At 74.0% G+C, this 14047-nt stretch carries 12 protein-coding genes; 6 read left to right on the top strand and 6 right to left on the bottom strand.

Annotation, left to right across the window (positions count from 1 at the left end):
* Window positions 1-33 precede the first annotated feature (33 nt).
* The gene (locus ACZ3ZE_RS32660) at window positions 34-1704 is read right to left on the bottom strand and encodes an MFS transporter (protein ID WP_467261674.1); all 1671 of its coding nucleotides are present in this window, start codon (window positions 1702-1704) and stop codon (window positions 34-36) included.
* Window positions 1705-2118: 414 nt separating this feature from the next.
* Here ACZ3ZE_RS32660 and ACZ3ZE_RS32665 point away from each other — a divergent pair, with 414 nt between their 5' ends.
* Window positions 2119-3123, top strand: coding sequence for a phosphatase PAP2 family protein (locus tag ACZ3ZE_RS32665; RefSeq protein WP_361170078.1), 1005 nt, complete (start codon window positions 2119-2121; stop codon window positions 3121-3123).
* A gap of 74 nt (window positions 3124-3197) precedes the next feature.
* Here the strand turns inward: ACZ3ZE_RS32665 and ACZ3ZE_RS32670 are convergent, their stop codons facing one another.
* Window positions 3198-3389, bottom strand: coding sequence for an I78 family peptidase inhibitor (locus tag ACZ3ZE_RS32670; protein WP_361623180.1), 192 nt, complete (start codon window positions 3387-3389; stop codon window positions 3198-3200).
* Window positions 3390-3675: 286 nt separating this feature from the next.
* Between ACZ3ZE_RS32670 and ctaD the strand changes: the two genes are divergently transcribed.
* The gene (ctaD, locus tag ACZ3ZE_RS32675; protein WP_361623177.1) at window positions 3676-5388 is read left to right on the top strand and encodes an aa3-type cytochrome oxidase subunit I; all 1713 of its coding nucleotides are present in this window, start codon (window positions 3676-3678) and stop codon (window positions 5386-5388) included.
* Window positions 5389-5428: 40 nt separating this feature from the next.
* On the opposite strand, the gene ACZ3ZE_RS32680 is transcribed toward ctaD, so the two are convergent.
* The 3 genes from ACZ3ZE_RS32680 to ACZ3ZE_RS32690 all read right to left on the bottom strand — a co-directional run bounded on the left by ACZ3ZE_RS32680 (window position 5429) and on the right by ACZ3ZE_RS32690 (window position 8559).
* A complete protein-coding gene (locus tag ACZ3ZE_RS32680) occupies window positions 5429-6712 on the bottom strand; it encodes a glycosyltransferase (RefSeq protein WP_361623174.1) in 1284 nt (427 codons plus the stop codon).
* A 70-nt stretch (window positions 6713-6782) separates the two neighbouring features.
* Window positions 6783-8087 carry an ABC transporter substrate-binding protein gene (locus ACZ3ZE_RS32685; RefSeq protein ID WP_361623171.1) on the bottom strand — a complete coding sequence of 435 codons (1305 nt, stop codon included), beginning with the start codon at window positions 8085-8087 and terminating at the stop codon, window positions 6783-6785.
* Window positions 8065-8559, bottom strand: a complete 495-nt coding sequence (locus tag ACZ3ZE_RS32690) for an MTB12 C-terminal domain-containing protein (RefSeq protein WP_361623168.1) — start codon at window positions 8557-8559, stop codon at window positions 8065-8067. The genes ACZ3ZE_RS32685 and ACZ3ZE_RS32690 overlap by 23 nt, the downstream gene beginning before the upstream one ends.
* Before the next feature lie 112 nt (window positions 8560-8671).
* On the opposite strand from ACZ3ZE_RS32690, the gene ACZ3ZE_RS32695 reads away from it, so the two are divergent.
* From ACZ3ZE_RS32695 to ACZ3ZE_RS32705, 3 genes are read left to right on the top strand one after another with little or no spacing between them, the layout of a single operon-like run.
* Entirely contained in the window at window positions 8672-9091 is a 420-nt protein-coding gene (locus tag ACZ3ZE_RS32695; RefSeq protein ID WP_361170096.1) for a hypothetical protein, read from the top strand.
* The gene (locus ACZ3ZE_RS32700) at window positions 9079-11727 is read left to right on the top strand and encodes an ABC transporter permease subunit (protein WP_467261676.1); all 2649 of its coding nucleotides are present in this window, start codon (window positions 9079-9081) and stop codon (window positions 11725-11727) included. Before ACZ3ZE_RS32695 ends, ACZ3ZE_RS32700 begins: the two co-directional genes overlap by 13 nt.
* Window positions 11724-12383, top strand: coding sequence for an ATP-binding cassette domain-containing protein (locus ACZ3ZE_RS32705; protein ID WP_361170102.1), 660 nt, complete (start codon window positions 11724-11726; stop codon window positions 12381-12383). Before ACZ3ZE_RS32700 ends, ACZ3ZE_RS32705 begins: the two co-directional genes overlap by 4 nt.
* Here the strand turns inward: ACZ3ZE_RS32705 and ACZ3ZE_RS32710 are convergent.
* Window positions 12380-12898 carry a LysM peptidoglycan-binding domain-containing protein gene (locus ACZ3ZE_RS32710; protein ID WP_363292760.1) on the bottom strand — a complete coding sequence of 173 codons (519 nt, stop codon included), beginning with the start codon at window positions 12896-12898 and terminating at the stop codon, window positions 12380-12382. The two genes, ACZ3ZE_RS32705 and ACZ3ZE_RS32710, sit on opposite strands and share 4 nt — an antisense overlap.
* Before the next feature lie 194 nt (window positions 12899-13092).
* Here ACZ3ZE_RS32710 and ACZ3ZE_RS32715 point away from each other — a divergent pair, with 194 nt between their 5' ends.
* Window positions 13093-13875: a hypothetical protein gene (locus ACZ3ZE_RS32715; protein ID WP_361170108.1), complete on the top strand. Its 783-nt coding sequence runs from the start codon at window positions 13093-13095 to the stop codon at window positions 13873-13875.
* Window positions 13876-14047: the final 172 nt, after the last annotated feature.

Here is a 14047-nt window from a genome sequence, read left to right on the forward strand (position 1 = left end):
CGGGGCTCGGCTCACCTCCGGCCCGGTCCTGACTCAGGACCGGGGCCGGGCCGAGCCGGCCGGTTCGGCGGGCTCACGGGTACCGGGCACCTTCGGGGCGCCGCCCGTCCGCTCCACCGGCTCCACGCCCCCGACCGGCTCCGGGTCCACGAGCGGCTCCGGATCAGTGGCGCACTCCATCACGCGCGGCAGCCGCAGCGCCATCAGCGCCCCGAGCAGCAGCAGCCCGGCGCTCACGAACAGGGTCACGTGCAGGCCGTTCACGAAGGCGTGCCGGGCCGCCTGATGCAGCGCCGTCCCCGCCGGGCCACCGAGCCGCTCGGCCACCTGATACGCCTCGCCGAGCGAGTTCGCGGCAGCCTGCGTGGCCGCCTCCGGCACTCCGGGCAGCCCTCTCAGACCGGGCGCGTAGGCCGCGTTCATGACACTGCCGAGCAGCGCGATGCCCATGCCCGCGCCGAGTTGGTACGAGGTCTCGCCGATCGCCGCGGCCCCGCCGGCGCTCTCCGGGGGCGCCTCGCTGAGCATCGACTCGTACGCCGAGAAGAGCGTCGTCTGCAGCCCGAAGCCGAGCAGGACGAAGCCGGTGGTGAGCAGCAGCGGCCGGTCGTGCTGCCCCATGAGGACGAGCAGGAGCACCGCGGCGGCGGTCAGCACGAAGCCCCAGCCGACCATCCGGCGCGGCCCGATCCTGCGCAGCGTGTACGAGCCGGTGGCGCCGGCGGCCATCGCGGCGAAGGTCAGCGGCAGCAGCCGCAGCCCGGTCTCCAGGGGGCTCAGGCCGAGGATCAGCTGGAGGTACTGGACGGCGATCAGCTCCAGGCCGACCAGGGCCAGCATGCCCAGGACGATGCAGCCGACCGAGGTGGTGAAGGCCGGCCGGGAGAACAGCCGCATGTCGATCAGCGGGTGGGCGCGCCGCTTCTGCCGCCGTACGAAGAGGACCAGCAGGGCGGCGCCGATGAGCAGCGGGCCCGCGGTGGCCAGGGAGAGCGGGGAGTCGCCCGCGCCGAGCCGCTTGACCCCGAGGACGGAGCCGAGCACACCGGCGGTGGCCATCAGGGCGCCGAGCACGTCCCAGGGGCCGTCGGCGGCGCCCTTGGACTCGGGCAGCAGCCAGCGTCCGAGCGGCAGGATCAGCATCATCAGCGGGATGTTGATCAGGAAGACCGAGCCCCACCAGTAGTGCTCGACCAGGAAGCCGCCGAGCACCGGCCCGGTGGCGGCGCCGACGGCGGCGACCGCCGTCCAGACGCCGATGGCGGTGGCCCGCTCGCGCCGGTCCGGGAAGACCGCGCGGAGGAGGGAGAGCGTGGCGGGCATGATCATCGCGCCGCCGACGCCGAGCAGGGCGCGGGCCCCGATCAGGACCCCGGGGGTGGTGGCGAGCGCGGCGACCGCGGAGGCGACGCCGAACAGCGCGTACCCGAGGAGCAGCACCCGTCTGCGGCCGACCCGGTCGCCGAGCGTGCCGAAGAGGATCAGCAGCGAGGCGCAGATCAGCGGATAGGCGTCGACGATCCACAGCAGCGCGGTGGAGCTGGGGCGCAGGTCCTCGGTGAGCGAGGGGACGGCGACGTGCAGCACGGTCGAGTCGAGTGCGACGAGCAGCAGACTCACGCAGAGGACGACGAGGACGACCCAGCGGTTGGCACCGCCGGCAGCGGTTCGGAGTCGCGCTCCGGCCGTGTTCGTCCGCGTCATGTACGTACCTCCCAGTGAAGCCCTCGCGCTCGGCGGGCACCTGCCGGGGGCGGACCCCGGGGCGGCCCGGCATCGACGGGCGAGTGAGCCGTCAGCGTACGCGAGTTCAAGCCCCGAGCGCGTGGTGCAGCTCTCACCCCGGTGGGCCACTCGGTGTGGCGTACGCCACTCCGCCCGCGCCGCGCGGCGGGTGGAATTCCGCGCGGAAGGTGCTCGGGCCAATTGATCCGGCATTACCCAGGCCTTCAAACAGACTTCCGGAAACGCCCGCTCCGCAATAGGGCGGAAGGTCATCGGATTTTCCGACGGACGACGGGAACAAACGCCCGGCTGAGAGCAACTCCACATCACATCGTCATCACGAAGGGACCAGAACGACCAAGGTCGCTACTCACTCCCTGTAACGTCGATTGGGTGCGTACCGACATCTTTGCCCGGCTGGACCGGGAGCCGGAACCGCCGAAGATAGAGGTCCCGCGGATGACCCGCACGCGTCTCGCCCTCTTCGGCGGGACGTCGGCGTTCTATCTGGCCATCGTCGTCGCCGTACTGCTGTCGACCTGGCTGGTGACCCTCGACTGGAAGATCATGCTGTTCCGGCCGTATCAGCAATGGCCGGAGCTGCACGCCTTCCTCGACTACTACGTCGTCCTCGGCCAGCGCGGCCCCACGGCCGTCATGGTGGCGGCCTGGCTGGGCTGGCGCTCCTGGCGTCAGCACACGCTGCGGCCGCTGCTCTCCCTCGGCGCCGCGCTGCTCCTGCTCAACGTGACCGTCGGCGCGGTCAAGCTCGGACTCGGCCGGCTCGGCCCCCACTACGCGACACAGGTCGGCTCCGCCGAGCTCTTCGGCGGCGGCGATATATTCCCGTCCGGGCACACCGCGAACGCGGTCGTGACCTGGGGCATCCTCGCCTACCTGGCGACCACGCCGAGGGCCCGGCGCTGGCTTTCGGCCCTCTCGGCGGTGGTCGCCCTCGGGGTCGGCCTGACCACCGTCTACCTCGGCACCCACTGGCTCAGCGACGTGCTGCTCGGCTGGGCCGCGGGCCTGCTGATCCTGCTCGCGCTGCCCTGGTGCGAGCCGGTGATCGCGACGGTCGAGGCCTGGATCCTGGGGCTGCGGGACCGGCTGCGCGAGCAGCTGCGGGCCCGTCGGCGCCTGGTGCCCTCGCTGCCCGTGGCAGGCGGCGGACCGGTGCCCGGGCTCTTCCCGCCCCGCCCTTCGGGGGCCGAGGAGCCGGTCCGGGAGAAGGTCGGCGCCGGTTCCGGCCGAGCGGCCGCGGGCCGCGCGGCCGGGCTGCCGACCCCGCCGCTCGCCCCGCCCCGCACCCCTCACGCGGTGCGCTCGGAGCGCGCCCCGGTCGGTCCGGCCGGCAGCCGCCGCCCGCCGCACTCGCGGCCGGCCACCGGCGGCTGAGCCGTCGCACGGCACGACGGAGGGGCCCCGGCCGGGATCGGCCGGGGCCCCTCCGCACTGCCCTGGTCGTGCCGTCAGCCGAGCCAGACGCGCCGGACGACCTCGTCCTCGACCTCGAAGTTGATGCGCCCGGCCAGGTACTCCATGGTCACGATCGAGCCCGGCGGCAGGGACCGGACGACGCGCCAGCCCCTGTTCCGGGCGAGGCGCTCGGCTTCGTCGGCGGCGAGCCCCACATACGATTCGGGTGCGTGTTCGGGTGTCATACAGCTCACGTTAGTACCTTGCCGGTCACGCTTGTGTCACAGGTTCTCGACATATGTTTGACAGGGACGCGCTCGTTCGCACGGGCGGTTTCCGGCCGGTTCTCCGATAATTCCCGGCCCCTCCCCGGAATTCGGGTATGGCGTCCGCCCGCCGGGAATTCCCGGGCATCCGCCCACATGCGCGGCTTTCACGATTTCCGCGCACCACGCACACACGGTCCGCCGACCGGACGACCCGACGGTCCGCCTCCCCCGCTTCCCGCGCGGCACGGAGCATCATCCAGGGATGGCTACCGAGACCGCGGCCGGAACCGTCGAATCCGCACGCCAGCGGCACGGGCGGGTGCTGATCGACTGGATCACCACCACCGACCACAAGAAGATCGGCCACCTCTATCTGGTGACCTCGTTCGTCTTCTTCCTGATCGCCGGGGCCCTCGCGATGGTGATGCGGGCCGAGCTGGCCAGACCCGGGCTCCAGCTGGTGACGAACCTGGAGTTCAACCAGGCGTTCACCCTGCACGGCACGATCATGCTGCTGCTCTTCGCGACCCCGACCTTCGCCGGCTTCGCCAACGAGCTGGTGCCGCTGCAGATCGGCGCGCCCGACGTCGCCTTCCCGCGGCTCAACATGTTCTCGTACTGGCTGTTCCTCTTCGGCGGCCTGATGGTGCTCGGCTCCGTCTTCACCCCCGGCGGCCCGGCCGCCTTCGGCTGGACCGCCTACGCCCCGCTGAACAGCCTGCTGCGGTCGCCGGGCGTCGGCGTCGACCTGTGGATCATGGGGCTCGCGCTCTCCGGCTTCGGCACGATCCTCACCTCGGTGAACTTCCTGGCGACCATCGTCGGGATGCGGGCGCCGGGGATGACCATGTTCCGGATGCCGATCTTCACCTGGAACACCCTCTTCACCACGATCCTGGTGCTGATGGCCTTCCCCGTGCTCGCCGCGGCCCTGCTCGTCCTGGAGGCCGACCGGCGGCTCGGCACGGTGGTCTTCCAGCCGCAGAACGGCGGCGCGCTGCTGTGGCAGCACCTGTTCTGGTTCTTCGGGCACCCCGAGGTCTACATCATCGCCCTGCCGTTCTTCGGCATCATCAGCGAGATCATCCCGGTCTTCTCCCGCAAGCCGATCTTCGGCTACACGACCCTCGTGGCCGCCACGATGACCATCACCGGCCTGTCGGTGGTCGTGTGGGCGCACCACATGTTCGCGACCGGGGCGGTGCTGCTGCCCTTCTTCTCACTGCTGTCCTTCCTGATCGCGGTGCCCACCGGGGTGAAGTTCTTCAACTGGACCGGCACCATGCTGGGCGGCTCGCTCTCCTTCGAGACCCCGATGCTGTGGGCCACCGGCTTCCTGGTGTCGTTCCTGTTCGGCGGGCTCACCGGAGTGATCCTCGCCTCGCCGCCGATGGACTTCGCCGTCACCGACACGTACTTCGTGGTCGCCCACTTCCACTACACGGTCTTCGGCACGGTCGCCTTCGCGACCTTCGCGGGCTTCTACTTCTGGTGGCCCAAGTTCACCGGGCGGATGCTCGACGAGCGGCTCGGGAAGATGCACTTCTGGACGCTCTTCGTCGGCTTCCACACGACGTTCCTCGTCCAGCACTGGCTCGGCGCCGAGGGCATGCCCCGGCGGTACGCCGACTACCTGGAGGCCGACGGCTTCACCGCCCTCAACACGGTCTCGACCATCGGCGCCTTCCTGCTGGGCGCCTCCACCCTGCCGTTCCTCTACAACGTGTGGCGGACCTGGCGGTACGGGGAGAAGGTCGACGTCGACGACCCGTGGGGCTACGGCCGCTCGCTGGAGTGGGCGACCTCCTGCCCGCCGCCCCGCCACAACTTCACCGCGGTGCCCCGGATCCGCTCCGAGTCCCCCGCCTTCGACCTGCACCACCCGGAGTTCGCCGCCTACGAGCGGATGCGGCTCACGAGCCCCCCGCCGGAGCGCCGGCCGGCGGGGCGGGACGAGGGGCCGAGCGGCCCCTGAGACGCGGGCCCGCCCCCGGCGCTCCCGGCCGGCCGGGGCGTCAGCGGAAGCGGCGGACCAGGACTCCGACCCTCGCCTTCGCCGCGTATCCGGCGTCGAGGAGCGTGCCGACCGCGCGGTGGACGGACGCGCGGGCCCGCCCGTGGCTCCGGGCACGGGGGCGGGCGGCGGCCTCGGCGGCGAGTTCGGACCAGATGGTCTCGTGGCGGGCGGCGATCGGGACCGGGTCGAAGCGTTCGGAGGCGGCGAGCGCCGCCTTCGCCGCCCGGGCCCGGCCCTCGTCGTCGTTGATGAGGGCGAGCAGGGCCGCGCTGACCGCCGCGGTGTCGTCGACCGGGACCAGCCGCCCGTCGACGCCGTCCTCGATGATCTCGCCGGGCCCGTAAGGGCAGTCGGTGGAGACCACCGGGAGGCCGCAGCGCATCGCCTCGACGATGGTCATGCCGAAGGACTCGCGCCGCGAGGTGACGGCGGCGAGCGAGCCCTTGGCCCACTCGGGCTCCATCGGGTGCGCGGTGCCCATGAGGAAGACGTGCTCGCCGAGGGAGCGGCGCTCGATCTGCCGGGCCAGCGTCTTCCTCAGGTTGTCGGAGGCGTCGCCGGTGCCGTAGATGCGCAGCTTCCAGTCGGGGCGGGCCGCGGCCACGTCGGCGAAGGCGTCGATCAGCAGGTCGTACCGCTTGACCGGGGTGAGCCGGCCGGCCGCGACGACGACCTTCGCGGCCGGGTCGGCCGGCGGCACGCCCGGCGCGGGCACGCTGTTGGGCACGGCGTCGACGCGGACGCCGGGCAGGGCGAGCGCCCGGTAGGCGCGGGCGTCGGCCTCGGTGACGGTGGTGACGGCGTCCAGGAGCGCGTACTCGTGGGCGATGTCGCGGCGCAGCCGGTAGCTGTGCCCGTCGAGGATCAGGTGCTCCTGGCCGACCAGGACCGGTCCGCGCGGGGCCTGCCGGGCCAGCTGCACGTTGAGGCCGGGGCGGGTGGCGACCACCACGTCCGCCTCGACCGAGGCGAGATGGGCGCCGATCCGGGCGTCGGTGAGCGCGCTGTACTGCTTCCAGCGCCCGTCGCCACGCGGGAAGACCCGGGCCGGGCGTCCGAAGTCGGGGTTTCCGCCGTCGTAACCCGGGCTGTTCTTCCGCAGGTCGACGAGGTGGCGCAGGGTCACTCCGGCGGGGACGCCGAGGATCGGCTCGTCGCGGTGCCGGAACACCGAGACGATCTCGACCTCGTGACGTTCCGCCAGCTCGGCGGCGAGGGTGAAGGTCGTCCGGATCGTGCCGCCGATGTGGTAGCCGTTGTGGAGCAGGAAAGAGATGCGCATGACGCTTACCGGTTCCCCCCGGTCAGGTGCCTGGTCGGGGCGACTGTACTGCGCCCGGCGAAGTCGCCGTTCACGGCCGGTAGGGCAGTTGGGGCACGGTGGCGCAGTCGGTGTCCATGTCCCCCTGCGACACCCAGCCGGGCCCGTCCTGCCAACGGGCCACCGACAGACAGGTGTACCGGGTCTCCGGTGGCCGCGCGAGACGCTCGAACCGTACGGGCAGCAGCAGACCGCGCGCGGTGTACGGCTCCGGCCGGCCGACGAACCCCTCGACGCACGCCCGGGTCGGGCGCGCCCCGCAGGACCGCACCGCGTCCGTGAACCACATGGCCGCCGCCCAGCCCTCCACCTGCCACTGGGAGAGCGGCCGGTTCCCCATCGCCGCCCGGAACTCCCGTACCGCGGGCTGCCCGGCGTCCTCGAAGTTGCGGCTGGCGCCGGTCACGTAGAGCGCGGCACGGCAGCCGGGCGCGGCCGCGTAGTCGCGGGGCACGGCGGAGGTCCAGTTCTGCACGTTGGTGACCTTGGCCCTGACGTGGACGCCGAGCTGCTCCATCGCCTCGCACAGCCGGACGTTGCCGTGCGTGTCCAGGGCGTCGAGGACGAGGTCCGCGCGCTGCGCCCGCAGATCGGCGGCGACCGCGCGGAAGTCGGGCAGCACGAAGTCGACCTGCTCGTCGACGACCCGGTAACCCTCGGCGCGCAGCCCCGCGGAGACCAGCCGGGCGTACGAGGCGGAGGCGGCCTGGTTGTAGGAGACGACGGCGGCGGTACGGGCGCCCAGGTGCTGCCGGAACCAGCGGTAGACCTCGGTGCCGCCGTACAGCGTGCCGTTCCAGCCGGGCGCCCGGCCGGTGCGCGGGGCGGAGCTGCCGTAGATCCCGTACAGGTGCGGATAGGTGTCGTAGGCGGGGGTCAGCGGCTGGCCGCCGATGTCGGGGACGCCGGCCCGGGAGACCAGCGGGGCGCCCGCGTAGTCCAGGGCGGTCGTGGCGACCAGGGCGAAGACCTTCCGCTCGTCGATCAGCTCGTGCACGCACGCGTTGTTGCCGACGCCGCTGCCGCCGTCGTCGCAGGTGACGACCTCGACCTTGCGGCCGTCGACGCCGCCGCGCGCGTTGAGGGCGTCGAAATAGGCGCGGGCACCGTCCCGCGGGCCGGTGAACGCGTCGCCGCCGACCGGGCTGGTGGCGCTGGTGATGATGCCGACGCGGAGCGGCTCACCGCCGGAGGGGTTGGCGGTGGGCCGCGTCTCGAAGGCGCGCTCCGGGAGCCGGCTGCCGCAGCCCGCGAGCAGAAGCGCGAGCACGGCGAGCAGGGCCGCCACGGCAGCGCGCAGCGCCGGTACCGCCTCAGCAGCCGGATACCTGCGCACCGCTGAGCTGGACCAGGCCGCAGAGGGTCTTCACGGAGACCTTCCAGGTGTCGTTCTGCAGGACGGAGGTGCCCTTGGCGCCGGGCAGGGCGGGGTTGCCGCCGACGAGCAGGTCGTAGGTGACGTCGGCGCCGGAGGGCGAGGTGAACGTGATCGCCTTGACCCGGGCCGAGGCCGTGCCCGCGGTCTTGTCCGCGGCGAACGCCCCGAGCACGGGCGCCATCTTCTCGCCGTTCTCCAGAAGCTTGATCCTCTCGTTCGTGGGGGTCTTCGGGTCGAAGAAGGCCGTCCAGTTCCTGGCGATCTGCGCCTTGGCGGCGACCGGGTCGGCGGGACCGGCCACGGAGGCGGGGGCGGTCGTACCGCTCTGCCCCGACCCGGAGCCGCCGCCGTCCGAACAGCCCGCGAGGGCGGGGGCCAGCAGCAGCACCGCGGCGGCCGCGAGGGGGGCGGCGCGTCGTCCGAGAACCATCTGGCTCACCACCGGATGTCCGTCCAGGCCGGACGGCCTGATGATTCCAGGGTGTGCCGGACCCGGACATAGCGCAAGAAAAACACCCTTCACGGAGGCGAGGGAGGTTCCCGTGCCGTCGTCGACACCCCGGATCCTGCGGTGGGGCGGGCTCGCGGCGGCCGCCGGGGGCGCGGTCCTGTGCGTACTCGGCTGGTACGGGATCTCGGGCGAACGCTTCGCGGAACGACAGCTGCCGTACCTGGCGTCGTGCACGGTGCCGGGAGCGGCGCTGATCGTGGCCGGTGCGGTCCTGCTGACGGCGGACACCCGGCAGGCCCCGGAAAGCCGGCCCACCCCGGAGCCCGCTCCGAACTCCCAGCCCCCTCCCCTTCCTCCCCCACCCTCCTCTCCCGGCCCCCCGCTCCGTGTCCCCGGCGGGACGCTCGCCCATCGGCCGGACTGCCCGCTGGTGGCGGCGCGGCCGGAGGCGGTGCCGGTGGGGGACGCGGAGCTGGAACCCTGCCCGGTGTGTGAACCGTGGCCTCGCTGACGTACGAGCTGACGCTGGCCGGAATGGCGGTCGGCAGCGCGGCGGCGCTCACCGGCATCGGTCTGATCGTCACCTACCGGGCGACCGGCGTACTGAACCTGGCGCACGGCGCGATCGCGATGATCTGCGCGTACGTGCTGCGCCAGCTGGTGGTGGAGTGGTCCTGGCCGCTCGCGCCGGCGGCTCTCGTCACCCTCCTCCTCTTCGCCCCCGCCCTCGGGCTCCTCCTCGACCGGGCGGTGTTCCGCCCACTCGCGCTGAGCGGTTCGAACCCGGCGCAGACGCTGGTGGCCTCGATCGGCGTGTTCGTCCTGCTCGTCGGGGTGGCGGCGCTGATCTGGGGCACGGGCGCCCGCGCGGACGCGCCGGTCCTGCTGGGCGACGACCCGTGGGTGCAACTGGCGGTGGTGGTGGCGCTGGCCTGCCTGGTCGGGGCGGTGACGCGGTGGACCCGGTTCGGCCGGGAGCTGCGGGCGGTCGTGGACAACCGGCCGCTCGCGACGCTCTCCGGGATCGCCGCGGACCGGGTGTCGGCGGCGGGCTGGGCCTTCGGCTCGTTCACGGCGGGCCTCACCGGGGTGCTCCTCGCGCCGTACGTGCGGCTCGACCCGTACGGGATGCCGCTGCTGGTCGTCGAGGTGATCGCGGTCGCGGTGGTGGCGCGGATGCGGAGCCTGCCGGTGGCGGTGCTGACCGGACTCGCGCTGGGCGTGGCCCAGGCCCAGCTCACCCGGCTGCACCCGGAGGGCTGGGCGGGGCCGCTGGTCCAGGCGGTCGGGGCGAACCTCTTCGTGGTGGCGCTCCTGGTGGCGGCGCTGGTGCTGCCGGGGGTGGGCGGCGGGGACACGCTGCCGCCCACGCCCGCCGGGGGCCGCACCCCGCCGGGCCTGTGGTCGGCGGCGGGCGTCCTGCTGCTCCTGCCCCTTGCCTTCGGCGGCACCGACCTCACGACCGCCGTCCAGGTCCCGGCCCTCGCGGTGATCCTGCTGTCGCTGGTGGTCGTCTCGGGCCGGGCGGGCCAGATCGCGCTGGGGCAGACGGCGTACGCGGGCCTGGGCGCCCTCTTCGCGGCCCTGCTGGCGGCGGCCGGGCTGCCGGAACTGGTGGCGCTGGGGGCGGCGGTGCTGTGCGTGGCCCCGCTGGGGCTGCTGACCGGCTGGCCCGCGATCCGCCGCCACGGCCTGGCGCTGGCCCTGGCCACCCTCGCGGTCGGCGTGGCGGTCAGCCGCTTCGTCCTCACCCAGCCGTACGCCACGGCGGGCCTGACGGTCTCCCGCCCGGCCGCCTTCGCGGACGACCGCGCCTACTACGCCCTGGAGCTCCTCCTTCTGGCCGCCTGCCTCCTCCTGGTGGCGGCCCTGCGCCGGGGCCGCACGGGCCGCGCGCTGGCCGCCCTGCGCGACCACGAGCCCGGCGCGGAGGCGGCGGGCGTCCGCGTGGCCGGCCTCAAACTGCTCGCGTTCGTCCTGGGCGCGGCCCTGGCGGCCCTGGGCGGCGGCCTCCTGACCATGGGCCAACGCGCCTTCGACCCCGACACGTACGACCCGATCCAGGGCCTCCTCTGGTTCGCCACCATCCTGATCCTCGGCCCCGACACCCTCCTCACCCCCCTGGTAGCCGCCGCCCTCCTCACCACCCTCGACACCAGCACCCACGCGGGCGCGGCAGCAGCGACGATCGGCATCCTGGCGACGCTGGTAGGACGATTGCCACCACTGCTGGGGAGGCTGGGGCGGGGGGTGGGGAGGGGGGCGGGGAGGGGGGCGGGGAGGGAGGACGGGGCGCCGATCAGGGCGGGTGGCATGCCGTCCACCACCCCCCACCGCCCCGCGGCCGCCGACGGCGCGTCACCCCCCACGGGAAGACCCGCACCTCTGTCCCCCCGCAGAACGGGTGGTGCGGGTGGGAACCCCAGCCCGGCCGGAGGTCGGGCGCAGCCCCACCGGCCCGCAGCGGCCGGCGAGACCATCCCCGCCGCTCCCACCGAGCGCCCCGCCCTCCACGCCGACCGCCTCACCCTCACCTACCCCGGCGGCCTCACCGCCCTCCGCACCGTCACCCTCACCCTCCGCCCCGCCCAGATCACCGCCCTCGTCGGCCCCAACGGCGCCGGCAAGAGCACCTTGTTCGACTGTCTCGCGGGGACCCTGCGGCCCACCGCGGGGCGGGTCGTCCTCGGGCGGACCGACATCACCGGGCGCTCCGCGCACGCTCGCGCGCGGATGGGGATCGGCCGGACGTTCCAGCAGCTCGCCGTGTTCCCGTCGCTCACCGTCGAGGAGAACGTCCGCGTCGGCGCCGAGCAGGGCCGGCCGGCCTCCCCGGCGGCCGTGGAGCAGGCGCTGCGGCTGGTGGGGCTCGCGGGGCCCGTGCGGCACCGGGCGGCGGCCGGGCTGCCGACCGGGACGCTGCGCCGGGTCGAGCTGGCCCGGGCGCTGGCGGCAGGACCGCACACGCTGCTGCTCGACGAGCCGGCCGCCGGCCTGGACACGGACGAGGCCGCGGAACTCGCCAAGATCCTCGCCGCCCTGGCCGCCGACGGCCTGACCGTGCTGGTCGTCGAGCACGATCCGGACCTCGTCGCCGGCCTCGCCCGTACCGTCCACACCATGGAAGGCGGCCGGATCGTGTCATGAGCGTCGAGATCGCCCTGCGCGCGGCCCGGGTCCGCTACGGCCCCCTGGAGGCCCTGCACGGCCTCGACCTGCCGTTGCCGGCCGCCACGGTCACGGTGCTGCTGGGCCGCAACGGCGCCGGCCGCAGCTCCGCGCTGCGCGCCCTCGCCGGGACGGTGCCGCTCGCGGCGGGGCGGGTGGAGTGGCGAGGCGCCGACGTCACCCGGCTGCCCGCCCATGAGCGGGCCCGCCGTGGCCTGTGCTTCGTCCCGGACCTGCGGGCCGTGTACGCGACCCTCACCGTCGCCGAGAACCTGGACCTCGCGGCACCCGGCCGCCAGGACGCCGCTCTCACCGCGTACCCGGAACTGGCGCCGCTGCTCGCGCACCGCGCCGGAACGCTGTCCGGCGGCGAGCGCCGGATGCTCGCGCTCACCCGCGCCGTGCTGTCGGACGCGCGGGTGGTGCTGGTCGACGAGCCGTCGCTCGGCCTGTCGAAGGAGGTGGCGGCCCGCACGTACGGGCTGCTCGCGGGACTCGCGCGCACCGGCGGCGCGGCCGTCGTCCTGGCCGAGCAGCGGGTGCCGCCCGGCCTGCCGCCGGGCTCGGTGGCGTACGAGCTGCGCCGCGGCTCGCTCGCGTCCGGCGGCGAGATCCTGCCGCCGGGCACGGGCTAAGGGAGCCGCAGCAGCGTCCCCACCATGAGCCGGTTCGGGTCCGGCCCGATCGCCGCGCGGTTCGCCGCGTACAGCGCCTCCCAGCCGCCCCGTACGGAGAAGCGGCGGGCGACCGAGCTGAGGGTGTCGCCGGCCTGGACGGCGTGGGCGCGGCCGCTCAGCCCGTACCGCTTGGAGCAGACCGGCCAGGCGCCCCAGCCCTGGACGCGCAGGACGTCCTCGGCGACGGCGATCTGCTGGGCCCGGGTGGCGAGGTCGGCGCGCCGGGCGTACTTCAGGCCGCCGAACTCGCTCCAGGTCGGCGGCCAGAACTGGAGTCCGCCGTAGAAGCCGTTGCCGGTGTCCGCCGCCCACCGCCCACCGCTCTCGCAGTCGGCGACGCACCCCCACGGCCACTGGTCCTTCACGCAGGCCTCGACGGGCGAGGGAGCCGCGACGGCGTCGGCGACCGCTCCGGGGGCGAGGAGCGCGGCGATGAGGACGGCACCGGCCGTCGCATATCGGATCTTCGACATCGGCGCAGGCTAGGCAGCCTCCGCGGGCGCCCCGCCCGTGCCGCGCGGAACACCGTTCACATGCCACCCGGTCGGCGTCACACAAGTTGTCGGGCGCGCACGCGTGACCCCGGCCGAGCCTTGCCCGTTGAAGTCGGCATGAGATGCCCGGGAACCGCCCGGCCGTCGCACGCACCGAGTCCAGGGAGCCCCCCGTGCCGCGCATGCTCGACGTCAGCGAGGACGTACGCGCCGAGATCGGCGACGAAGAAGCCGACCGGCTGCTCGCCGGCGACAACGCCCCGGGCAGCTACGACTGCACCTCCTGCCGGACGCCGGGCGATTCCGAGCACGAGCGGACCAGCACGGTGCTGTTCGTCGGCGACGAGACCGCCGTCCTCGCCTTCGCCCACGCCAGCTGCATCCCGTCCCAGGTCGTCCGGGTCGAGGAGGCGCAGCTCCAGGGTGCCGTGGCCTCCATCGCGGCGGCGGACGCGGCCGACTCCCTGGCGGTGTCCCACCCGGAGCAGGCGGTGCTCGGCGTGACCAGCGGTCTGGTGCTGATCGACGGCGAGCTGCACCCGGCGCTCGTGGTGGAGCCGACCGCCCCGGTCGCCCGGCCGGGCTCGGAGGGGCTGGTGGACGAGTTCCTGCCGCTCCTCGCGGAGCAGGGCTTCCAGCAGGTGACGGACATGAACCGGAAGCCGGCCCCGCTGCCGGGCTGGTCGGTCCTGGTCGCCATGGGGCAGCTGCACTCGGTGCTCCAGCCGGGCCCGGGCGGCGCGGGCCAGGCCGCGTGGTGGCAGGCGCACCAGCCGCTCCAGGTCACCGAGGGCTGGCGGGCCGCGGCGAACAAGTCGCACACGGTGCTGGTGTTCGCCGCGCCGGTGGGCTCCATCGGCCAGCAGCCGCGCGAGGACCTGCTCCGCGACGCCCTGGAGAAGGCCGCGGCCAACGGGCGCCTGGTCGCCGCCGCGATGCCGCTGGCCGGTACGTGAGGGCGGACGGGCCCGGCATAGGGCCGGCGCGGGTCCCGGGTGTTCCGACGGTGCCGCGCCCCGGGGGTCCTCTTTCCGAGAGCCGCCCGCATCTCGCGGACGGCGGGGTCGTTGGCACCTACGTGCACCCATACGACCCATTCCGTCAGCAGCATCCGAGTCCGATCCCGTC

The organism is Streptomyces sp. NPDC023157, assembly GCF_055560575.1.